The organism is Paenimyroides marinum (assembly GCF_900108395.1).
Taxonomy (GTDB): domain Bacteria; phylum Bacteroidota; class Bacteroidia; order Flavobacteriales; family Flavobacteriaceae; genus Flavobacterium; species Flavobacterium marinum.
In genome coordinates this window covers 12521-34629 of record NZ_FNXE01000031.1, presented here as the reverse complement: position 1 = coordinate 34629, position 22109 = coordinate 12521, and the positions used below count along the sequence as shown (strand labels likewise).

The window sequence follows — 22109 nt, the reverse complement described above, 5'->3', positions numbered from 1 at the left end:
CTTGTTCTCTTAATTTTGCCTGTTCGGCATAATACTGTACTTTTTCAATAATTTTTGCGTCAATCTTTGCTCCTTCTAACGAGAAGCCTTTAAAACTACTTATCAATTTAATGACCACAGCTCCGTCTTTACCAATCTCCCCAAATACTTCAATAGCATCTTTAGGTTCTAATTCAATGATACTTTCAATATGTTCAGGTTTGATTCTGGAATAATCTGCAAAACGAATCTTATATCCATTAACAATAATTAATGGATTTCCGTAATTAATGACATTAGAAAAATGTTCCGTTGGTGTTGCGGTGACAGTTAATGCTGCAAAAGCGCAGCTAATGGATATAAGTAATTTTTTCATCTTTAAATTTCAGACATGATTGAAGCAAACTGCTCCATAGAATATAAACGTTTTTCTGCCGAATATATTGGGCACGACATCATTACTTCGTTAATATGGTAACGTTCAATAAATTGTTTCAAATTTCGAGCCACAGTTTCTTTATCGCCAATAAAACTACCAGCGGTCATTTGGCTCAACTGTGCTTCTTCAACTACCGACCAATCGTCGTAAAAGGACCAATCGGGCTTTTTCATTTTTGATCTTTGGTTACGAATCAATCCCAAAAACATTTTATAAAAAGTTGACGCACTTAATTTAGCTTCCTGATTTGTCTCACCAATGATCACATTGACACAAGCTATTTTGTATGGAGCAGAAATTTCTCCGTTGGGTTGAAATTCGTCTGTATAAAACTTAAAAGCAGCTGCCATTTGTTGCGGTGCAAAATGTGAAGCAAACGCGTAAGGCAAACCATAAGCAGCAGCCAAAACCGCACTATCGGTACTTGAGCCTAACAAATAAATCGGAACATTTGTTCCTTCCGCTACATAAGCTCTTACTTTTGACTGAGTATTTGCTAATGAAAAATAGTCTTGAATTGCCGAAACATTCTGTGGAAATTCGTGTACGTTTTTCATGAAATTCTCGTTCATTTGTTGTGCAGTTAAACCATCGGTTCCCGGTGCACGCCCCAACCCCAAATCAATTCTACCAGGATATATCTGTGCTAAAGTACCAAATTGTTCTGAAATCGCCAATGGAGAATGGTTGGGCAACATCACACCACCCGAACCTACTTTCATTTTTTGTGTATTTGCAGCTACAAATCCCATTAAAACAGACGTGGCATTACTGGCAACACCTTCCATATTGTGATGTTCTGCCAGCCAATATCGTGTAAATCCTAAAGCGTCTGCCTTTTGTGATGTTTGCTTTAATTCTTCAAAAGCATCGCGTACCGTTTTATCTTCCTTTACGTAAACTAAATCCAGAAAAGAGTAGTTCATCTTTTTTTGCTTAAAAATAGTCATTTTATTTGAACCTTATTTAAAATATTTTTTTAGCTTTAAGAAAAACTTCATTCTGGCTATGGATTTATTTTTAATAACCTTTGCAGCATTGTTTTCCGTTATAAACCCTTTGGGGTCTGTGCCTATTTTTTTAGGACTTACGCAGGGCGATACAAAAGAATCTCAAAAAAGAACGGCTCTTTGGACTTCTGTCAATGTATTTATCATATTGGTCATTTCGTTTTTTATAGGAAAAGTCATTTTAAATTTTTTCGGAATCAGTATTGATGTATTAAGAATTGCCGGTGGTGTGGTAATTTGCTCATCGGGTTTCGGGCTGCTTTCGGGAACGTTCAGCAAAAAACGCGGCGTGAACAAAAAAGTAGCAAACGACGCACAGCAACGCAACGATATTGCTTTAACACCTTTGGCCATTCCCATGATGGCAGGTCCGGGATCCATGTCTTTACTTATAGCTATGGAGCAAGATTATCAGGAAATCTTAAACAAATTAATCATTGTAACAGCCATATTTGCCGTGGCAATAAGCGTTTTTTTAATATTGAGAAGTGCAAATTATATTTCAAAAATTTTAGGAGCTTCGGGGATTGTTGCCATTTCAAGAATTATTGGCTTTTTAGTTTTAGCAATTGGTATTCAATACATTATTACTTCGCTTCTTATCCTTTTTAAAATATAAAATAACTGTTACTTACTTTATACCAGATCTATTTAGATTGCCACTCAAGTAGTTTAAGAAGCAAAACTTTCGTCAAGCTCAAGACAGGCTATCCAAAAGTCTTTGAATCATCGGTTCTCGACTTCTCCCGATAGCTATCAAGATCGGGACGAACTGACGAAGATCTCAATTGTACTCTGTTGTAAAGTCCGTGAGAATCATTAAATATAAAAAAGGTACACATCAGCGTACCTTTTATAAAAACTAAATAACTAACAACAATAATATAAGCAATAATTACTTCTTACTTTATTACGCGGGTAAAGATACTACTTTATTTTTATTTAGAACAAATATAAATAACAATTTATTATAATTTTTGCCTTCCTCGTTTTTCAATAGATGATAAGCCGTATTTTTACGAAAATTTTTGACTTGAATCAGTTTAAACGATACCGCACAGAAATATTGGCAGGATTGACAGTTGCTATGACCATGATTCCCGAATCGTTATCTTTTGCCATTTTAGCAGGATTACCGCCCTTAACCGGATTGTACGGAGCTTTTATCATGGGAATTATTACTGCTTTTTTAGGCGGAAGACCTGGAATGATTTCGGGCGGTGCAGGTGCAACAGTAATTGTAATGATTTCTTTAATTGCATCTTATGGTATAGAATATTTTTTTGCGGCCGTTATTATGGCGGGAATTTTTCAAATACTTGTCGGAGTATTTAAATTGGGTAAATTTGTCCGATTGGTGCCACAACCGGTAATGTACGGTTTTTTAAATGGATTAGCCGTTGTAATCTTTATGTCGCAACTGGAACAGTTCAAAACAAAAACAGCAATACAAACAACATGGCTTCATGGCGAATCTCTACAAATCATGCTGTTTCTTGTAGGGCTTACCTTACTGCTTGTTTATTTTATTCCTAAAATCTCAAAAGCTTTACCCACTACATTAATTGCCATTATCGTTATTTTTGCCATTGTTCACGGATTGGGCATTGAAACAAAAACAGTACAAGACATTGCTTCTATAAGTGGTACCCTTCCTCCTTTTCACATACCTAGAATTCCACTGAATTTAGAAACTTTACAGATAATTTTTCCATATGCGGCAATTATGGCGGGTGTTGGTTTATTAGAAAGCTTGCTGACTTTAACATTGGTTGATGAAGTTACCGAAACCCGGGGTCACGCCAACAAAGAGTCGGTTGCACAAGGAATTGCCAATATTGCCAACGGTTTTTTTACCGGAATGGGCGGCTGTGCCATGATTGCCCAAACTTTTGTAAACCTGAATGCGGGTGCGCGTAAACGAATTGCAGCTATTGTAAGCGCGTTGGCTATTTTGTTTATTATATTGGTAGCTGCGCCGGTTATAGAAAAAATCCCTATGGCTGCATTGGTTGGCGTAATGATGATGGTTGCCATAACCACTTTTAGCTGGGAATTTTTTAAGAAAGTGACTAAAATGCCTAAAAGCGATATTTTAGTAACCCTAATTGTTGCCGGCATTACCATTATTTTTCACAATTTGGCAGTGGCTGTTTTAGTTGGAATCATTATTTCGGCATTGGTTTTTGCATGGGAAAGCGCCAAACGCATCAGAGCACGGAAATACATTGATGAAAACGGCATTAAACATTACGAAATTTACGGTCCGCTGTTTTTTGGTTCGGTTGCTAATTTCAATGAAAAATTTGATATTGCCAACGATCCCAAAACCATAATGATTTCCTTTAAAGAAAGTAGGATTGCCGATATGAGTGGCATTGAAGCGTTAGATCTACTAACAAAGAAATATGCAGCCCGAAACAAAACGGTTATTTTAACGTATTTAAGCGAAGACAGCCGTAAACTGTTAGAAAATGCATCGGCAATTATTAAAGTAAATATTAAAGAAGACCCTGATTATAAAATACCGAGTGATTTGTTGTAAGATAATATACCTACTAGCTTATCCTTTAATTTATCCACAAATGAACTCTTTCTACTCTCTTCCATTTATCTTTATTCTTTTTAAACACCATTAATTCTCCATAACCTGATAAAAATCCGTTAGTTACTGAAAAACCGATAAAAGCTACATCACCTTTTTCATTAAAAACAGGTAAAGTCATTCCATAGACCTCATTATTCATAACAACTAGACTATCATTTTCTAATTCACTTATTATCTCAAAATTTGAAAAATACTGATTTTGGTTATTTCCTAACCGTACAGTTTCCATCTGATCTTTTATATAATTACTATCAGAGTGAGGAGAATACTTTTTTAACAAGGAAGAATTGTCAGTAAACAGCCTCCTTTTAAAAGGCTCCCAATTTAAATCATCATATAAATAATTACATACTAATGAATCCTTTACATATAAATTGAGAACAATATCAGCAAAAATCAATTTAGAATTTAAGTTATATTGTACCTCTTCCTCCTTAGAATTATTGGAGCATGAATAAAAAAATAATATGAATACGATAGAAAGACATCTAATTGATTTCATAATTTCCTTAATATTATAATTTAATAAACAAAGCATTGATTTCTCAACGCTTTGTTTGTTATAATCTTTAAAATTAAATGATCATCACGAACTTTATACCAAACTATAATATAATTAAGATTTTGTCTATTCGAGCCTGTTGAGAACCAATAATTAACAACTTCTCGATAGCTTGTCTTGAGCTTGCCGAAAGGCTTCACTTTGTTACGTTACTCGATGTGACGTTTTTAAACATATCTGGTTAAAGTTAATAACAGTCAGTTAAAATCATTCTTTCGGTAAAAATACTTCCGCCAGCATACAACGGGCACTTCCGCCACCGCAAGCTTCAATGGTGTAAAGCGGAGCGTGTAAAATAGCACAATGTTTTTCTATGGCTTTTATCTGTACATCGGTCAAACTTTCATACGCCTGTGTACTCATAACCATATACAGTTGTCCGTTTGTTCCTTCAACCTGCAGCATGTTTCCTGCAAAATGGTTTACTTGATCTTCGGTAATATAAATAACATCCTTACCGTCTTCTTTTAGGCTGTTTACAACCAATTTGCGTTCTTGTTTATCATCAATGCTGTCGCCACAAATAACGGCAAATGTTTCGGCAATGCTCATCATTACATTGGTGTGGTAAATCGGCAGACGGTTTCCGTCAACTGTTTGATAGGCTTCAAAAATAACCGGGTGCATGTCGTTGTCTTCGCAAAACTCTATAATCAGTTCTTCGTCTGCACGAGGCGACAAAGCTGCATACACCTTTGCGTTTTCACGATCTAAAATCATACTGCCTGTTCCTTCTAAAAAAATGTTGTCTTCTTCAGCAGAGGTGTAATCATTTATTTCGGTAATTTTAAAACCTTCTTCTTCTACAATATCAAAAATATCTTCGCGACGTTCCTGTCTGCGGTTTTCTGCAAACATTGGATATAGCACTACTTCAGCATTGTCGTGAAACGAAATCCAGTTGTTTGGAAAAATACTGTCGGGTGTATCAGTATCGGTGGTATCATCAACCACAATTACGTTTACGCCAACCGAACGCAAACGTTCTACAAAACCGTCAAACTCTTCTTGTGCTTTCTGATTAACATTTTCAGGAGTTAATCCTTCTAATTTTTTTTGGTAATAATTATTTACTGCCGTTTGTTCGTTCATACGGAATTGAACCGGACGAATCATTAATACGGTATTTGCTGCTTGCTGACTCATATATTTTTTTTAATTTAAAGTTCAAGGTTTAAGACGTTAAATAACGTTAAACTTTAAACAATTTATTTCTCTCTAATTAGCGGTAACGTGGAACAACGTAAAAGGCCTTCTTGTTTAGAAATTTCTGCATACGGAATTTCTTCTACGGTGAATCCGTGATCGCGTAACCAGTTGTTTAAACGAGTAAAATTACGTTCGGAAACTACGACGTCTTTATCAATAGAAAAGACATTAGAGTTCATGTGGTACATTTCTTCACGTTCGATATGAAACAAATTTTCTCTGCCAAAAAGGTTTACCAGATACATATAATCAGCTTCTTCACGGAAGCCCGATTTATAAATAATTCCTTTGTTTGATCCTACGGGTTGAAAACAACAATCTAAATGCAGAGCGTTATCGCGAGGTTCTATTTTTGATTTTACCAAATCGAATTCTTTTATAATTTTATTTGGAAACAATTCTTTGATGTACTGTACGCCGGCCATATTGGTACGTGCGGTAATAAAATCTTTATAATCGCTTCCTTTGTAAGTTCCGATAAAGATATGGTCGTTCCATAGCATCACGTCACCTCCTTCGATATGTACTTCATCGGGTGGGCGAACCACTTTATTGGGATCCATTTGATCGATTACATACTGAATGGCATCCAGTTCACGCTCACGATCGGGCAAAATGTTGGCTTTTATAAAAACATCGTCAATCACAAAACCAATATCGCGACTAAAAATCTGATTGTAATCTTCTATAATTTCCGGGCGGTAAACTTTTACGTCATATTTTTTAAAGACTTCATTAAAAGCTTCCATTTCATTAATCATATCAGCTTCTACCGGATAAGTACCTGCTTTGATATGCTCTAATGATTTGGGATCATACGCCTCATCTATCGTTGGTGTGGGGCCATTACTTTTTGCGGTTCCAAGTATTACGGCCTTAAGCCTTGAAGTTTCATCTGTTACATGTAAATTCATAAAAATGTATTTAGGTAATAGACAAATATAAGAAGTTCTTTGTAGTTATACTATTAAAAATGAAAAAGCCAAATCGGTTTGATTTGGCTTTTTTCTCGGCTTTAAATACCACCCTTAATCATTAACTACAAAATTTTGAATTTCCGTAGTCCTACCAAAGCCAACAGGAATATCATTTGTATTAAAATTGTAAGACCTTCCGAAAGAAACAGGAATTGGATATTGTTTGTCATATTTTACGCTATGATAAATCGCATCAATTATTTTGTAAAAAGAATCGAGTGGATTCTTTTTTGATTGCTCTACATCATAATCATACTCTCTTTTAATTTCGTTATAAATATCATCAATTGTTAAATTATAAAATCTATTTTCATCATACACCACCTCCCTGTTTAAAACTGTTATTTCCTCTTCTATTGGTCCATCAGATGAACTCATAGATTTAATCGTGAATGTATAATTTTGAATATTCTGTTGTTCCCACATCAATTTTTGTTGGCTGTATGTTTCTTCATCAAAGTAAATTTTTATATTGTGGTCATCTGATGAAGAACAACCTACTACAACGAATAAACTAAACAGTATTAAGGCTACTTTTTTCATACTATATATTAAGAAATGTAATAAATATATAAAATTATATTTTATTTAACAAAAAAACGTATTGATTTCTCAATACGTTTTCATTACAAAATTTAATATTATTATTATCTCTCGTTCATTTCTTTAAAAGGACGTAATGGTTCCCCTACATATACCTGACGCGGACGGCCGATTGGCTCTTTGTTTACGCGCATTTCTTTCCATTGGGCTACCCAACCCGGCAAACGACCAATAGCAAACATTACTGTAAACATTTCTGTTGGGATGCCTAAGGCACGGTAAATAATTCCTGAATAGAAATCTACGTTTGGATATAAATTACGTGCTACGAAATATTCGTCTTTCAACGCCATTTCTTCTAAATCTTTTGCAATTTTTAAAATAGGATCATCAACACCTAATTCTGCTAAAACTTCATCGGCTGCCTTTTTAATGATACGTGCACGAGGATCGAAGTTTTTGTACACTCTGTGTCCAAAGCCCATTAAGCGGAACGGATCGTTTTTATCTTTTGCTTTAGCCAAGTATTTATTGGCATCTCCGCCATCTTTTTGAATTTCTTCTAACATTTCTAAAACCGCCTGGTTTGCACCACCGTGTAATGGCCCCCAAAGAGCAGAAACACCAGCTGAAATAGAAGCGAACAATCCTGCATGAGAAGAACCTACCATACGAACGGTTGACGTAGAACAGTTTTGTTCGTGATCAGCATGTAAAATAAATAATTTATCAATTGCATTTAAAACCACCGGATTAACTTTGTAAGGTCCCGTTGGCAATTTAAACATCAACTGTAAAAAATTATCTACATAAGGCATTGTATTGTCATAGTAGTTTAACGGATAACCGTTAATTTTTCTGTATGTCCATGTTGCAACAACCAAAAATTTACCCATGATTTTGCAAACTGCTTCATACATATCCTTTTCGCACTCTGCATTTACAACTTTAGGGTTAAAAGCTGTTAAGGCACAAGTTAATGAAGCCAAAATACCCATTGGGTGGGCATGTTTAGGAAAACCGTCAATGATTCCTTTCATTTCTTCGTTAACAAGCGTGTGCTTACGTATATCGTTTTCAAATTTTTCAATTTGCGTTTGGGTAGGTAATTCTCCGAAAATCACTAAATAAGCCACTTCTAAAAAGTTTGACTTTTCAGCTAAATCTTCGATAGAATATCCGCGGTATCTTAAAACTCCCTCTTCGCCATCTAAAAAAGTAATGGCACTTTTACATGAACCTGAATTTTTATATCCCGGATCTAATGTTATGGCTCCGGTTAAAGCTCTTAACTTTTCAATATCGATAGCTACTTCGTTCTCTGTCCCAACAATTACAGGCAATTCAAACGTTTTGTCATCTATAGCTATAGTTGCAGTTTTTGACATATATTTTTAGTTTATTTTTTTATTTTGTTTTTAGCGAATTTACTAAAAATGTTTTACTTAATAAAGCGTAAATGTATAAATAATTCTTATTAAATATTGATTTAAACTATTATAAACCTAAGATGTAGCCGTTTTTGAACCGTCACTTTTAAAGTATTTATGATTTTTTTTACAAATTCATAAAATTCATTGCTTAGTATTATGATATTAGAAACAAAACCTATTAAAAAACAAAAAAGACGCATAAGCGTCTTTTTTGCTAATTTATTTAAAAAATTATCTTTTAATTTTAAAAGCTTTAGATTGCGGATAATAAGCCACTGATCCCAATTCTTCTTCAATACGCAACAATTGGTTGTATTTGCTCATACGGTCAGAACGTGACGCCGAGCCGGTTTTGATCTGGCCACAATTTAAGGCAACAGCCAAATCTGCAATGGTATTGTCTTCTGTTTCACCTGAACGGTGAGACATTACCGAAGTATATCCTGCATTATGCGCCATGTTTACTGCTGCAATAGTTTCGCTTAGCGTTCCAATTTGGTTTACTTTGATTAAAATAGAATTTGCCGTATTTTCATTAATTCCACGTTCTAATCTTGAAACATTTGTTACAAACAAATCATCGCCAACCAACTGAACTTTATCACCGATTTTTTCTGTTAGCAAGTTCCATCCTGCCCAATCGTCTTCATACATTCCGTCTTCGATAGAAATAATGGGATATTTCTCACACAATTCTGCTAAATAATCCGCTTGTTCTTCAGATGTACGAACTTTTCCTGTCTCGCCTTCAAATTTTTTGTAATCATAGTTGCCGTTCACATAAAATTCTGAAGAAGCACAGTCTAACGCAATCATGATGTCTTTACCAAAAACGTAACCTGCTTTTTCTACAGCTAATTTAATAGAATCTAAGGCATCTTCCGTTCCGCCGGCTAAATTAGGTGCAAAACCACCTTCATCGCCAACTGCTGTACTTAAATTACGGTCGTGCAATACTTTTTTAAGGTTATGAAAAACCTCTGTTCCCATTTGCATTGCTTCTGTAAAGTTCGCAGCAGAAACCGGCATAATCATAAATTCCTGAAAAGCAATGGGTGCATCAGAATGTGAACCGCCATTGATAATGTTCATCATAGGAACCGGCAATGTATTTGCCGAAACGCCACCAACATAGCGGTACAATGGCATTCCCAATTCGTTAGCTGCTGCTTTTGCAACCGCCAATGAAACACCTAAAATAGCATTTGCACCAAGGTTTGATTTATTTGGAGTACCATCTAATTCAATCATTGCCTGATCGATCGCGTTTTGTTCGAAAACACTGTAACCAACAATATTTTCTGCAATTACTTCATTTACATTTTTCACTGCGTTTAAAACACCTTTACCCATCCAGCTTTTACCGCCATCGCGTAATTCAACTGCTTCGTGTTCACCTGTTGAAGCTCCGGAAGGTACAGCAGCCCTTCCCAGAACGCCTGTTTCTGTAACTACATCAACTTCTACTGTTGGATTTCCGCGCGAATCTAAAATCTGACGTGCGTGAATTTTTACAATTGTACTCATATCTTAATTGTGTTGTTTAATTTGTTGCTGCAAATGTAATTATTTGATTGATAAAAAAAAAGCAGATATTCTTTCAACAAAAATTAATAATAGGTTAAAGTCTTTTTATTTACCACAAAGAGTCGTATTTTAGTAAAATAAATCACTTATAGAAAATGAAGTTTTCAAACTTTTATTTTACCGATAACCGTTTGAACCGGCTTTTACTGTCGTTGCAATACCTGCATGACGATACTTTCTTAAAAAGTTCAAAAGAGTTCATTTCTTAAACCCTGTCACGACTCTGGGCAGGGAATCATCGCACTTTTAAATAGCGAACCATTTATTCATCTTCAATTTTTATTTGGCATCAATCATTAAATCACATATTGAAGCTATTAAGACATTTAATGAAGAGTCGATACAGATGGCAAATTAAAAATGGAACAAATCAAGAAAATAATGTCAAACAACATCATTTTAACAACAGGAACATACGATTTAATTAAAGACCACATCCGCAGAAAAAAAGTAACTCTAAAAGAAGAAGAAATTTTAACCAATGAATTAAAAACCGCTTCACAGGTTTTAAGAAGAGTGCTTCCTGCAGATATTGTCTGTGTAAACAGCATTGTTACTTACAAAAACCACACAACGGGTCAGGAAAAAACGGTAACTTTTGTGGGACCAAAAAAATCTAAACCAAGCAAAAACAAAATCTCTATTTTATCTGATGAAGGAATTGCCATGGTGGGATACAAAACGGGGGATATTATTGAATGGCCGGCAAAAGATGGTGATTTAAAATTAGAAATTTTAAAAGTTGAACATCTTCAAAAACAATAATTTAAGAAACCTCGATTCATTCGAGGTTTTTTTTATACTCACACTTTTACTACTTGATTTTGTACTTCTTTTAAATAAATCGTAAATAACATTAGTGTAAACATAACAATAATGAAACGGAGGTACAGAAAACTATTTTCTAAAAACAAAGTAGCTAAAACAAAACTTAACATAGTCGAAATCATTCTTGATTTGTAGGTTGTTTTTTCTACTTGTAAATCATTAAAATAAACCAAAGAAGTTATTGTTGATGAAAGCCCAATCATAAAAGCAATCGGACTTAGTTCATTTTCTTGCTGCACTACCGAAAACACTAAGATAACTAAAGAAACAAGCAAGCTTATAATTGATGTTTTGTTATCTTTTAACGTAATTATTTCTTGCTGGTAAATATCTTTTCCAAATGAGGCATATTCCTCAATAGTTAGTTTCACACTTCGCAAATAATCAGTTCGTAAACTATCGTAGAGAAAAAACAGTAAATTTCTATGATTAAGATGTAAACCCATAAAAATTTCTTTACGTTTTCTGTCTTCTTCTGTAATGTAAATATTCGTTTTATACGGATAAACCTTTCCTAACACAAAAGTAAGTTTTTGTGTATCATCAGGTATTTCAATAATTGAAGTTCCTTGTGCCAAAAATTTAGTAAATAACACACCATCTACATACAACTTGATATTTCTTAAAGAAAACCAACCATAGACAAATTTTGTTTTGATATTTAAAGTCAACATAACGATTTTATTTTAAGAAACTTAAAAATAATAAAAAATCGCTAAAAAACAAGACCCTTTCAGTAATAAAACGCTGAAAGGGTTTCTCTTTATATCGTAATCTATTAAGCTTCTTTATGTTCTTTCATATAAGTTACAAACTGATCAAACAAATATTTAGAATCGTTTGGTCCGGGCGATGATTCCGGGTGGTATTGTACCGAAAATACCTGTTTATCTTTTAAACGCATTCCGGCAACGGTATTATCATTTAAATGATAATGTGTAATTTCTAAATTCGGGTTTTGTTCCACTTCTTCACGAACTACAGCAAAACCGTGATTTTGTGAGGTAATTTCTCCCTTACCAGAAATTGCATTCATAACCGGGTGATTTATTCCACGGTGACCGTTAAACATTTTATAGGTATTTACACCTTGAGTCAATCCGATTAATTGATGCCCCAAACAAATTCCAAAAACCGGTTTGTTAATAGCAATGATCTCTTTTACTGTTTCAATAACTTCCGTTAAAGGTTGTGGATCTCCGGGACCATTAGACAAGAAATATCCATCGGGATTAAAATCATTTAAATCTTCTAATGTTGCGTTATAAGGATATACTTTTACATAGCAATCGCGTGCAGCCAAACAACGCAGAATATTTGTTTTAATACCAAAATCTAAAGCAGCTACTTTATACGTTGCATTTTCATCGCCATAGAAGTAAGGTTCTTTTGTAGAAACTGCTGAAGCCAGTTCCAATCCTTTCATATCGGGAACGGCAGCCAATATTTCTTTTAATTCCTCAATTGATTTTCCATCGGTAGAAATCACCGCATTCATTGCACCGTTATCGCGTATGTAGCTTACCAATGCACGCGTATCAACATCGGAAACAGCCACCAGATTTTTCTTTTCGAAATAATCGTATAAAGAGCCTTCGGCATCCGGACGTGAATAATCAGTGCTAAAGTTTTTACAAACCAAACCTGCAATTTTGATTCCGTCAGAATCTACTTCGTCAGCATGTACCCCATAATTTCCAATATGTGCTACGGTTGACAACATGATTTGACCGTAATACGAAGGATCTGTAAAAATTTCCTGATAACCGGTTACGCCTGTGTTAAAACAGATTTCGCCCGTTGTTGTTCCTTTAATACCTACCGATTTTCCGTGAAAAATTGTTCCGTCGCTTAAAAGTACAACGGCTTTATCTTTAGAAGTATATTTCATTATTATTGTGATGTTTCAGTGTACAAAATTAATACAAATACTTTAAAAAAAAGTATAAAAAAAAGGACAAACTTTAAAAGTTTGTCCTTTTAATATAATAGAATAATCTGTTATAGATAAATTATTCATTCGTTTCGTTAGCTTCAGTAGAAGTTTCTGTTGCAGGGGTAGCTTCAGCTTTTGGTTCAGCTTTTTTTCTACCTCTTCTTGTTGAAGCTTTCTTAACTTCTTTTTTACCGGCGTTGTAAACCTCGTTGAAATCTACTAATTCGATCATTGCCATTTCAGCGTTATCTCCTAAACGATTTCCTAATTTAATAATACGAGTATAACCACCCGGACGGTCTCCTACTTTTGGTGCCACTTCTCTGAATAATTCAGTAACGGCATATTTATCTCTCAAGTAAGAGAAAACAACACGACGGTTGTGTGTATCGTCTGTTTTAGATTTTGTTACCAAAGGCTCAACAAATTGTTTCAATGCTTTTGCTTTAGCAACTGTAGTATTAATACGTTTATGTTCAATTAATGAACAAGCCATATTAGCCAACATAGCTTTTCTGTGACCAGCTTGTCTGCCTAAGTGATTTACTTTTTTTCCGTGTCTCATGACCTTCTTTTTTTAGCTTCATCTTGCTTCAATCCTCCTTGGAGAGCAAAATATGAAGTTATTATTCTTTATCTAATTTGTATTTTGACAGATCCATTCCGAAATTCAATCCTTTAACTGAAACTAATTCTTCTAATTCAGTTAACGATTTTTTTCCGAAGTTTCTAAATTTCATTAAATCGTTTTTGTTATAAGAAACCAAATCGCCTAATGTATCCACTTCAGCCGCTTTTAAACAATTCAATGCTCTTACTGAAAGGTCTAAATCTACTAATTTAGTTTTTAGCAACTGTCTCATGTGCAACGATTCTTCGTCGTAAGATTCAGTTTGAGCAATTTCATCAGCCTCTAAAGTAATTCGTTCATCAGAGAATAACATAAAATGATGAATCAATGTTTTAGCAGCTTCTGTTAAAGCATCTTTAGGATGAATAGAACCATCGGTAACGATATCAAAAACCAGTTTTTCGTAATCGGTTTTTTGCTCTACACGATAGTTTTCTATAGCGTACTTAACATTTTTTACAGGCGTATAAATAGAATCTGTATAAATTGTTCCGAAAGGAGCATTTGGTTTTCTGTTTTCTTCTGCCGGTACGTAACCTCTACCTTTTTCGATAGAAATTTCCATATTGATTGTTACTTTACCATCAAGGTTGCAAATAACCAATTCTGGGTTTAAAACCTGGAATCCTGATATGAATTTTTGGAAATCACCTGCTGTTAATTGATCTTTTCCTGTGAATGAAATGCTTACAGTTTCATTATCCACATCTTCTATCTGACGTTTAAAACGTACTTGTTTAAGATTTAGGATAATTTCTGTAACATCCTCAACAACACCAGAAATAGTAGAAAACTCATGCTCAACACCTTCAATACGTACAGAAGTTATTGCATATCCTTCTAATGATGACAGAAGTACTCTTCTTAGTGCATTACCAATGGTCAACCCATAACCTGGTTCTAAAGGACGAAATTCGAATTTCCCTTTAAAATCGGTTGAATCGATCATGATAACTTTGTCGGGCTTTTGAAAATTAAATATTGCCATGTGTATTTCGACTGAATGTCAATTATTATTTGTTGTACAACTCTACGATTAACTGTTCTTTAATGTTTTCCGGAACTTGAAGTCTGGCAGGAACACTTACAAATGTACCTTCTTTAGTTTCGTTATTCCAAGTAATCCATTCGTAAACAGCGCTAGAATTAGATAATGAACGTTCGATAGCGTCTAAAGACTTAGATTTTTCACGAACAGCAACTTTATCACCAGCTTTTAATTGATATGAAGGGATGTTAACTAATTCTCCGTTAACGGTAATATGTCTGTGAGAAACGATTTGACGTGCCGCGCGACGAGAGGGAGCGATACCCATTCTGTAAACAACATTGTCTAAACGCGATTCACATAACTGGATTAAAACTTCACCTGTTACACCACGTGATGCAGATGCTTTTTTAAACAGGTTACGGAATTGTTTTTCTAAAATACCGTAAGTGTATTTAGCTTTTTGTTTCTCTAACAACTGAATTGCGTATTCAGATTTTTTCCCTCTTTTTTTAGCTAAACCATGTTGCCCTGGAGGGTAGTTTCTTTTTTCGAATGCTCTGTCATCGCCGAAGATTGCTTCACCGAATTTACGAGCGATTTTTGTTTGTGGACCAGTATATCTTGCCATTTTAAAAAAAATAAAAAAGGTAGGGATTATGAATTCAGGTCTCATCCTCCGATAATCTCTCTCCTACCTTAGGTTATACTATAATATAAATTAAACTCTTCTTCTTTTTGGAGGACGACATCCGTTGTGAGGAATTGGAGTGATATCGATGATTTCTGTAACTTCGATTCCGCTGTTGTGGATTGAACGAATTGCAGATTCTCTACCGTTTCCAGGTCCTTTAACGTAAACTTTTACTTTTTTAAGTCCTGCCTCTAAAGCTACTTTACCACAATCTTCTGCTGCCATTTGTGCTGCATAAGGCGTGTTCTTTTTAGAACCACGGAATCCCATTTTACCAGCTGATGACCAAGAAATAACTTCACCTTTTTTGTTTGTTAACGAAATAATGATGTTGTTAAATGTTGCATTGATATGAGCTTCACCAGTAGACTCAACTATAACTTTACGTTTTTTTGTATTTGCTTTAGCCATACTACTTATTATTTAGTTGCTTTTTTCTTGTTAGCAACAGTTTTTCTTTTACCTTTTCTTGTTCTAGAGTTGTTTTTTGTTCTTTGTCCTCTTAATGGAAGACCAGCTCTATGACGGATTCCGCGTTGACATCCGATATCCATTAAACGTTTGATGTTTAAAGATACTTCTGAACGCAATTCACCTTCAATTTTGTAATGAGACATTGCCTCACGGATAGCACCGATTTCATCATCGTTCCATTCTGAAACTTTTTTGTCTTCATTAACGTTAGCTGTTGCCAACACCTCTTTTGCTCTACTTAAACCTACACCAAAAATGTAAGTTAAAGCAATAATTCCTCTTTTATTCTTAGGTATATCTACCCCTGCTATTCTTGCCATAATTATCCTTGTCTTTGTTTAAATCTAGGATTCTTTTTGTTAATAACGTATAATCTTCCTTTTCTACGTACAATAATGCATTCTGCACTTCTTTTCTTTACTGATGCTCTTACTTTCATTGTAAATTTGCTTTGGGCTTTAAGCTTTAGGCTTTAGGAATAAACTTGCAGCTTATTGCCTAATGCTTAGAGCTTATTGCTTTTTTAATATCTATAAGTAATTCTTGCTTTAGACAAATCATAAGGGCTCATTTCCAATTTCACTTTATCACCAGGTAATAATTTGATGTAATGCATACGCATTTTTCCTGAAATATGAGCAATTACAATATGTCCGTTTTCTAATTCTACACGGAACATTGCATTTGATAATGCTTCGATAATAGATCCGTCTTGTTCTATTGCTGATTGTTTTGCCATATATTAAGCGATTGCCTTTCTATTTTTTCCGCTTTTCATCAATCCGTCGTATTGTTTGTTTAACAAATAAGCATTAACCTGCTGTATTGTATCAATTGCAACACTTACTAAGATTAATAATGAGGTACCACCATAAAACATTGCCCAGCCTTGTTGTACATTTAATAATGACACAGCGATTGCAGGTAATACTGCTATAACTGCAAGGAACAACGACCCCGGAAATGTAATTAACGACATCACGCGATCTAAAAAGTTTGCAGTGTCTTGTCCTGGTTTAATTCCCGGGATAAAGCCACCACTGCGTTTTAAATCGTCTGCCATTTTATTGGTAGGTACGGTAATTGCGGTGTAAAAGTACGAAAAAATAATGATTAACAAAGCAAAAACTAAATTATACTCTAATCCAAAGATATTACTAAACATTGTTGTTAAGTTTTGAGCACTATCTGAAGAGGATAATCCAGCAATTACCGGCGGTATAAACATGATTGCCTGTGCAAAGATAATTGGCATTACACCTGATGCGTTTAGTTTTAAAGGAATCCATTGGCGGTTTCCTGAAACAGATGCCACATCATATTCTCCGGCAACGCTTCTACGAGCATACTGCACCGGAATTTTTCGTACTGCCATTGTCAATAAAATACACGCAATAATTATTAACAACCAAATAATAACTTCGATTACGATCATCATCGGACCACCGTTACCAGCTACCATACGCGATTGTGTTTCTTGTAAGAAAGCCATTGGTAATTTAGCGATAATACCAACCATGATTAATAATGAAATACCGTTTCCAATACCTTTATCAGTAATCTTTTCACCTAACCACATGGCGAATACTGTACCCGTTGTTAAGATTAATACTGAAGAGAACAAGAAAGAAAAAGAATTAAAACCTAATAAAAACGCATCAGGCGGTAATTGTTTGTACAGATTGTAGATATAACCCGGTCCTTGAACCAAGGTAATACCGATGGTTAACCATCTTGTTATCTGATTCATTTTCTTTCTACCACTTTCACCATCGTTTTGAAGTTTCTGCAAATAAGGTACAGCTATACCCATTAACTGAACTACAATTGATGCCGAGATATATGGCATGATACCCAATGCGAAAATAGAAGCTTGCGAAAACGCACCTCCTGTAAACACATTAATAAGCCAGCCTATCCCTTGATCAGTTTGATCTGATAAAGCATGTAATTTTGTAGCGTCAATACCCGGTAAGGTTACTTGTGCACCGAAACGGTACACAAGCATCAAACCCAATGTTATTAAGATCTTATTTTTAAGTTCTTCTATTTTCCAGATATTGGCTAAAGTCTCAAAAAACTTCTTCATAAGTAGTTAAGGTTTTTTATAAAGATACCGCTTCACCGCCAGCTGCTTCGATAGCCGCTTTTGCTGTTGCTGTAAATTTATGAGCAGTTACTTTTAATTTTGTTTTAAGCTCTCCTCTACCCAAAATCTTAACTAAGCTATTTTTTGAAACTATTCTGTTTTCAACCAATACGTTAAAATCTAATGTATCGGTAATTGTTCCATTATCAACTAAAGTTTGTAATGTATCTAAATTGATACCTACATACTCTACTCTATTGATATTTTTAAAACCAAATTTAGGAACACGTCTCTGTAAAGGCATCTGTCCACCTTCAAAACCAATTTTCTTAGAATAACCTGAACGGGATTTAGCCCCTTTGTGTCCACGTGCAGCAGTTCCGCCTTTACCAGAACCCTCTCCACGACCTACTCTTTTGTTTTGATTATGTACAGAACCGTTTGCCGGTTGTAAATTACTTAAATTCATAACTCCATTTAAATTAGTTAATTTCTTCTACAGAAACTAAATGTTGAACTTTCTTTACCATTCCTACGATAGTCGGTGTATTATCATGCTCAACAACTTGCCCTAATTTACGAAGACCCAGAGCTGCTAAAGTTCTTTTTTGGTCTTCTGGACAATTGATTTTGCTTCTAACTTGTTTTACTTTAATTTTTGACATACTACTCAAAATTAAGATTTAAATACTTTCTCTAAAGAAATTCCTCTTTGTTTTGCAACTGTAGCAGCGCTTCTCATATTCAATAAAGCATCGAAAGTTGCTTTAACAACGTTATGAGGGTTAGAAGAACCTTGAGATTTTGATAATACATTGTGAATACCTACAGATTCTAATACTGCACGTACATTACCACCCGCAATAACTCCGGTACCGACAGATGCTGGCATTAAGAAAACACGCGCACCGCCAAATTTACCTTTTTGTTCATGAGGAATTGTTGTTCCATGTAATGGTATACGAACTAAGTTTTTCTTTGCATCTTCAACTGCTTTCGCAATTGCTTCAGAAACGTCTTTAGATTTTCCTAAACCATGACCTACTACACCGTTTTCGTCACCTACTACAACTACAGCAGAAAAGCCAAAAGCTCTACCCCCTTTAGTTACTTTGGTAACACGATTTACTGCAACCAAACGATCTTTTAAATCAAGACCAGCTGGTTTTACATGTTCTACGTTTTTATAATTTTGATACATAACTAATTACAATTAGAATTTTAATCCAGCTTCTCTTGCGCCTTCTGCTAATGATTTCACACGACCGTGGTATAAGTTTCCACCTCTATCAAAAGAAATAGTATCTATACCAGCTTTTAAAGCCTTCTCTGCAATTAGTTTACCAACTGATGCAGCAGTTTCAATTTTAGTTCCTTTAGTTACACCAGCTTCTCTTGATGAAGCAGCAGCTAAAGTTACACCGTTCACATCATCTATGATTTGCGCATAGATTTCTTTATTGCTTCTATATACAGACAAACGTGGTCTAGCAGCTGTACCGCTAACCGTTTTTCTAACTCTGTATTGAATTCTTTGTCTTCTTTCAGATTTGTTTAATGACATGGCTTTAATTTTTAAGCTGATTTACCTGCTTTTCTTCTTAACTCTTCACCAACAAACTTGATACCTTTTCCTTTGTAAGGTTCTGGTTTACGGAAAGAACGAATCTTTGCTGCAACCTGACCTACCAATTGTTTGTCTGATGATGTTAATTTAACAATAGGGTTTTTACCTTTTTCAGAAATTGTTTCAACTTTAACCTCCGGAACAATGTTTAAAACGATGTTGTGAGAGAAACCTAAAGCTAAATCAAGTTTTTGTCCTTGATTTGATGCACGGTAACCAACACCCACCAATTCTAATTCTTTAGTAAAACCTTCAGATACACCAACAACCATGTTGTTGATTAAACTTCTGTACAAACCGTGTTTTGCTCTTTCTTCTTTTACATCAGATGAACGCTCAACGATTACTTGCCCGTCTTCTACTTTCACATCAACTTTATCAAAAGTTTGAGAAAGCTCTCCTAATTTTCCTTTTACTACAACAACTGCATCCTTAACTTCAACAGTTACACCAGCAGGAATTGAGATTGGATTTTTACCTATTCTTGACATTTCGCTCGTCTATTTTATTAGTATACGTAACAAACTACTTCACCACCAACATTTAACTGTTTTGCTTTTTTACCTGTCATTAAACCTTTAGATGTTGATACAATAGCAATACCTAAACCGTTTAAGATACGAGGTAAATTTGCAGATGATGCATATTTACGTAAACCTGGTTTACTAATTCTTTGGATATCTTTGATAACTGACTCTTTGGTGTCTTTATCATATTTTAAAGCAATTTTGATTGTTCCCTGAACAGATGAATCATCAAATTTGTAGCTTAAAATATATCCTTGTTCGAATAAAATTTTTGTGATTTCTTTTTTGAAGTTTGAAGCCGGGATCTCAACCACTTTATGGTTTGCACGAGACGCGTTTCTAATTCTTGTTAAGAAATCTGCGATAGGATCTGTATACATAATGTACGAATTGCGGTTGTGGTTTTCATATTTGTTTTCATGAACCTTCAACCAGTTAAAAATTTATTACCAACTTGCTTTTTTAACACCAGGTATTAAACCTTGGTTTGCCATTTCGCGGAAAGTTACACGCGAAATACCAAACTGGCGCATATAACCTCTTGGACGCCCTGTTAATTTACAACGGTTGTGTAAACGTACAGGAGAAGCGTTTGCAGGCAATTTTTGTAATGCTTCGTAATCACCAGCTTCTTTTAAAGCTTTGCGTTTAGCAGCATATTTTGCAACTAATGCTTCTCTTTTCGCCTCGCGGGCTTTCATTGATTCTTTAGCCATACTAGTTCTTTTTAAAAGGTACTCCTAATTCTGCCAATAATGATTTTGCTTCAGCATCTGTGTTTGCAGATGTAACGAAAGTAATATCAAAACCGGCAATTTTGTTAACTTTATCAATATCGATTTCAGGGAAGATGATTTGCTCAACAACACCTAAGTTGTAATTTCCTCTACCGTCAAATCCGTTAGATTTAACACCAGCGAAATCACGAACACGTGGTAATGCAGAAGTTACCAAACGGTCTAAGAACTCGTACATTCTTTCGCCTCGTAAAGTAACTTTAGCACCAATTGGCATCCCTTTTCTTAATTTAAAAGAAGCAACGTCTTTTTTAGAAATAGTAGCTACTGCTTTTTGTCCTGTAATTTTAGTTAATTCGTCCACTGCGTGGTCAACTAATTTTTTATCAGAAACGGCAGCACCAACTCCACGGCTTACAACAATTTTCTCAAGTTTAGGAACTTGCATTACATTCTTGTAACCGAATTCTTCTTTTAAAGCAGAGATTACTCTGTCTTTATATTCTTGTTTAAGTCTTGGTATATAAGTCATGACTATAATGCTTGATTAGATTTTTTAGAAACGCGCACTTTCTTATCTCCTTCTATTTTGTAAGCCACTTTAGTAGTCTCTTTTGTTTTAGGGTCAACTAAAGCGATGTTAGAAATATGAATTGCAGCTTCTTTTTTAACAATACCACCTTGAGGGTTAGTGGCACTTGGTTTCACGTGTTTAGAAACCATGTTCACACCTTCAACGATTGCTTTGTTTTTTTCGCGGAACACGCGTACAACTTTACCTTCAGATCCTTTGTGATCTCCAGCAATAACGCGAACGTTATCTCCTGTTTTAATTTTTAGCTTTGTCATCTTTGAACGAATTAAAGCACTTCAGGTGCTAATGATACAATTTTCATGAATTGTTTTTCACGAAGTTCTCTTGCTACCGGACCAAAAACACGAGTACCTCTCATTTCACCTGCAGCGTTCAACAATACACAAGCGTTATCGTCGAAACGAATGTAAGATCCATCAGCTCTTCTCACTTCTTTTTTGGTACGTACAACAACTGCAGTAGATACTGCTCCTTTTTTCACGTTTCCGTTTGGAGTTGCATCTTTAATCGCTACTACAATTTTATCTCCAACAGAGGCATAACGACGTTTCGTTCCTCCTAAAACACGGATAGTCAAAACTTCTTTTGCTCCCGTATTATCTGCTACTTTTAATCTAGATTCCTGTTGTACCATAA

31 protein-coding genes are annotated in these 22109 nt (G+C 34.9%); 3 read left to right on the top strand and 28 right to left on the bottom strand.

The genetic code is table 11. From position 1 onward, the window contains the following. Nucleotides 1-355 (bottom strand): hypothetical protein (locus tag BLW20_RS10670; RefSeq protein ID WP_218143518.1); only part of this gene is annotated, 355 nt, incomplete at its 3' end. 2 nt (nucleotides 356-357) lie between these two features. Further along, the gene (locus BLW20_RS10665) at nucleotides 358-1344 is read right to left on the bottom strand and encodes an LLM class flavin-dependent oxidoreductase (RefSeq protein ID WP_245725314.1); all 987 of its coding nucleotides are present in this window, start codon (nucleotides 1342-1344) and stop codon (nucleotides 358-360) included. An 82-nt stretch (nucleotides 1345-1426) separates the two neighbouring features. Between BLW20_RS10665 and BLW20_RS10660 the strand changes: the two genes are divergently transcribed. Further along, the gene (locus tag BLW20_RS10660; protein ID WP_091100410.1) at nucleotides 1427-2047 is read left to right on the top strand and encodes a MarC family NAAT transporter; all 621 of its coding nucleotides are present in this window, start codon (nucleotides 1427-1429) and stop codon (nucleotides 2045-2047) included. A gap of 381 nt (nucleotides 2048-2428) precedes the next feature. Continuing rightward, entirely contained in the window at nucleotides 2429-3973 is a 1545-nt protein-coding gene (locus BLW20_RS10655) for a SulP family inorganic anion transporter (protein ID WP_091100407.1), read from the top strand. Nucleotides 3974-3998: 25 nt separating this feature from the next. On the opposite strand, the gene BLW20_RS10650 is transcribed toward BLW20_RS10655, so the two are convergent. From BLW20_RS10650 to eno, 6 genes are all read right to left on the bottom strand, one after another. Further along, complete coding sequence (locus BLW20_RS10650) at nucleotides 3999-4538, bottom strand: hypothetical protein (RefSeq protein ID WP_091100403.1); 540 nt, start codon at nucleotides 4536-4538, stop codon at nucleotides 3999-4001. Nucleotides 4539-4805: 267 nt separating this feature from the next. Beyond that, on the bottom strand, nucleotides 4806-5744 hold the full coding sequence (ctlX, locus tag BLW20_RS10645; RefSeq protein WP_245725313.1) for a citrulline utilization hydrolase CtlX: 939 nt from the start codon (nucleotides 5742-5744) through the stop codon (nucleotides 4806-4808). Nucleotides 5745-5806: 62 nt separating this feature from the next. Further along, nucleotides 5807-6721 carry a dimethylarginine dimethylaminohydrolase family protein gene (locus BLW20_RS10640; protein ID WP_091100399.1) on the bottom strand — a complete coding sequence of 305 codons (915 nt, stop codon included), beginning with the start codon at nucleotides 6719-6721 and terminating at the stop codon, nucleotides 5807-5809. 114 nt (nucleotides 6722-6835) lie between these two features. Further along, entirely contained in the window at nucleotides 6836-7327 is a 492-nt protein-coding gene (locus tag BLW20_RS10635; protein WP_091100396.1) for a hypothetical protein, read from the bottom strand. A gap of 104 nt (nucleotides 7328-7431) precedes the next feature. Further along, nucleotides 7432-8715 (bottom strand): citrate synthase, encoded by a 1284-nt coding sequence (locus BLW20_RS10630; RefSeq protein WP_091100392.1) that lies wholly within the window; start codon nucleotides 8713-8715, stop codon nucleotides 7432-7434. A gap of 276 nt (nucleotides 8716-8991) precedes the next feature. Beyond that, nucleotides 8992-10287, bottom strand: a complete 1296-nt coding sequence (gene eno, locus BLW20_RS10625) for a phosphopyruvate hydratase (protein ID WP_091100389.1) — start codon at nucleotides 10285-10287, stop codon at nucleotides 8992-8994. A 441-nt stretch (nucleotides 10288-10728) separates the two neighbouring features. Here eno and BLW20_RS10620 point away from each other — a divergent pair, with 441 nt between their 5' ends. Continuing rightward, a complete protein-coding gene (locus tag BLW20_RS10620) occupies nucleotides 10729-11112 on the top strand; it encodes a GreA/GreB family elongation factor (RefSeq protein WP_091100419.1) in 384 nt (127 codons plus the stop codon). Between the two features lie 38 nt (nucleotides 11113-11150). Here BLW20_RS10620 and BLW20_RS10615 read toward each other — a convergent pair whose 3' ends face one another. The 20 genes from BLW20_RS10615 to rplN form a co-directional block, all read right to left on the bottom strand. After that, nucleotides 11151-11849 (bottom strand): hypothetical protein, encoded by a 699-nt coding sequence (locus BLW20_RS10615; protein WP_091100386.1) that lies wholly within the window; start codon nucleotides 11847-11849, stop codon nucleotides 11151-11153. Between the two features lie 104 nt (nucleotides 11850-11953). After that, nucleotides 11954-13066, bottom strand: a complete 1113-nt coding sequence (gene carA / locus BLW20_RS10610; RefSeq protein WP_091100383.1) for a glutamine-hydrolyzing carbamoyl-phosphate synthase small subunit — start codon at nucleotides 13064-13066, stop codon at nucleotides 11954-11956. 121 nt (nucleotides 13067-13187) lie between these two features. Beyond that, nucleotides 13188-13676: a 50S ribosomal protein L17 gene (gene rplQ / locus BLW20_RS10605; protein ID WP_091100380.1), complete on the bottom strand. Its 489-nt coding sequence runs from the start codon at nucleotides 13674-13676 to the stop codon at nucleotides 13188-13190. Between the two features lie 61 nt (nucleotides 13677-13737). Next, nucleotides 13738-14730, bottom strand: a complete 993-nt coding sequence (locus tag BLW20_RS10600; protein WP_091100378.1) for a DNA-directed RNA polymerase subunit alpha — start codon at nucleotides 14728-14730, stop codon at nucleotides 13738-13740. A gap of 25 nt (nucleotides 14731-14755) precedes the next feature. Then, a complete protein-coding gene (gene rpsD / locus BLW20_RS10595) occupies nucleotides 14756-15361 on the bottom strand; it encodes a 30S ribosomal protein S4 (RefSeq protein ID WP_091100375.1) in 606 nt (201 codons plus the stop codon). A gap of 90 nt (nucleotides 15362-15451) precedes the next feature. Beyond that, on the bottom strand, nucleotides 15452-15835 hold the full coding sequence (rpsK, locus tag BLW20_RS10590; RefSeq protein ID WP_091100371.1) for a 30S ribosomal protein S11: 384 nt from the start codon (nucleotides 15833-15835) through the stop codon (nucleotides 15452-15454). An 8-nt stretch (nucleotides 15836-15843) separates the two neighbouring features. After that, a complete protein-coding gene (rpsM, locus tag BLW20_RS10585; protein ID WP_091100367.1) occupies nucleotides 15844-16218 on the bottom strand; it encodes a 30S ribosomal protein S13 in 375 nt (124 codons plus the stop codon). A gap of 2 nt (nucleotides 16219-16220) precedes the next feature. Beyond that, a complete protein-coding gene (gene ykgO, locus BLW20_RS10580; RefSeq protein ID WP_002987490.1) occupies nucleotides 16221-16337 on the bottom strand; it encodes a type B 50S ribosomal protein L36 in 117 nt (38 codons plus the stop codon). An 84-nt stretch (nucleotides 16338-16421) separates the two neighbouring features. After that, entirely contained in the window at nucleotides 16422-16637 is a 216-nt protein-coding gene (infA, locus tag BLW20_RS10575; RefSeq protein ID WP_007136545.1) for a translation initiation factor IF-1, read from the bottom strand. 3 nt (nucleotides 16638-16640) lie between these two features. Beyond that, nucleotides 16641-17987 (bottom strand): preprotein translocase subunit SecY, encoded by a 1347-nt coding sequence (secY, locus tag BLW20_RS10570; protein ID WP_091100364.1) that lies wholly within the window; start codon nucleotides 17985-17987, stop codon nucleotides 16641-16643. Nucleotides 17988-18003: 16 nt separating this feature from the next. Continuing rightward, nucleotides 18004-18456: a 50S ribosomal protein L15 gene (gene rplO, locus BLW20_RS10565; protein ID WP_091100360.1), complete on the bottom strand. Its 453-nt coding sequence runs from the start codon at nucleotides 18454-18456 to the stop codon at nucleotides 18004-18006. A 13-nt stretch (nucleotides 18457-18469) separates the two neighbouring features. Next, the gene (rpmD, locus tag BLW20_RS10560; RefSeq protein ID WP_091100356.1) at nucleotides 18470-18652 is read right to left on the bottom strand and encodes a 50S ribosomal protein L30; all 183 of its coding nucleotides are present in this window, start codon (nucleotides 18650-18652) and stop codon (nucleotides 18470-18472) included. 11 nt (nucleotides 18653-18663) lie between these two features. After that, entirely contained in the window at nucleotides 18664-19188 is a 525-nt protein-coding gene (gene rpsE / locus BLW20_RS10555; protein ID WP_091100352.1) for a 30S ribosomal protein S5, read from the bottom strand. A 12-nt stretch (nucleotides 19189-19200) separates the two neighbouring features. Beyond that, on the bottom strand, nucleotides 19201-19551 hold the full coding sequence (gene rplR, locus BLW20_RS10550) for a 50S ribosomal protein L18 (RefSeq protein WP_091100348.1): 351 nt from the start codon (nucleotides 19549-19551) through the stop codon (nucleotides 19201-19203). An 11-nt stretch (nucleotides 19552-19562) separates the two neighbouring features. Beyond that, entirely contained in the window at nucleotides 19563-20105 is a 543-nt protein-coding gene (gene rplF, locus BLW20_RS10545; RefSeq protein WP_091100344.1) for a 50S ribosomal protein L6, read from the bottom strand. Nucleotides 20106-20122: 17 nt separating this feature from the next. Then, a complete protein-coding gene (gene rpsH, locus BLW20_RS10540) occupies nucleotides 20123-20521 on the bottom strand; it encodes a 30S ribosomal protein S8 (protein ID WP_091100417.1) in 399 nt (132 codons plus the stop codon). A gap of 66 nt (nucleotides 20522-20587) precedes the next feature. Then, a complete protein-coding gene (rpsN, locus tag BLW20_RS10535) occupies nucleotides 20588-20857 on the bottom strand; it encodes a 30S ribosomal protein S14 (RefSeq protein WP_091100340.1) in 270 nt (89 codons plus the stop codon). 1 nt (nucleotide 20858) lies between these two features. Further along, nucleotides 20859-21410 (bottom strand): 50S ribosomal protein L5, encoded by a 552-nt coding sequence (gene rplE, locus BLW20_RS10530; RefSeq protein WP_091100337.1) that lies wholly within the window; start codon nucleotides 21408-21410, stop codon nucleotides 20859-20861. Between the two features lie 2 nt (nucleotides 21411-21412). Continuing rightward, nucleotides 21413-21727: a 50S ribosomal protein L24 gene (gene rplX / locus BLW20_RS10525; RefSeq protein ID WP_091100333.1), complete on the bottom strand. Its 315-nt coding sequence runs from the start codon at nucleotides 21725-21727 to the stop codon at nucleotides 21413-21415. A gap of 11 nt (nucleotides 21728-21738) precedes the next feature. Continuing rightward, complete coding sequence (gene rplN, locus BLW20_RS10520; protein WP_014166275.1) at nucleotides 21739-22107, bottom strand: 50S ribosomal protein L14; 369 nt, start codon at nucleotides 22105-22107, stop codon at nucleotides 21739-21741. Nucleotides 22108-22109 lie beyond the last annotated feature (2 nt).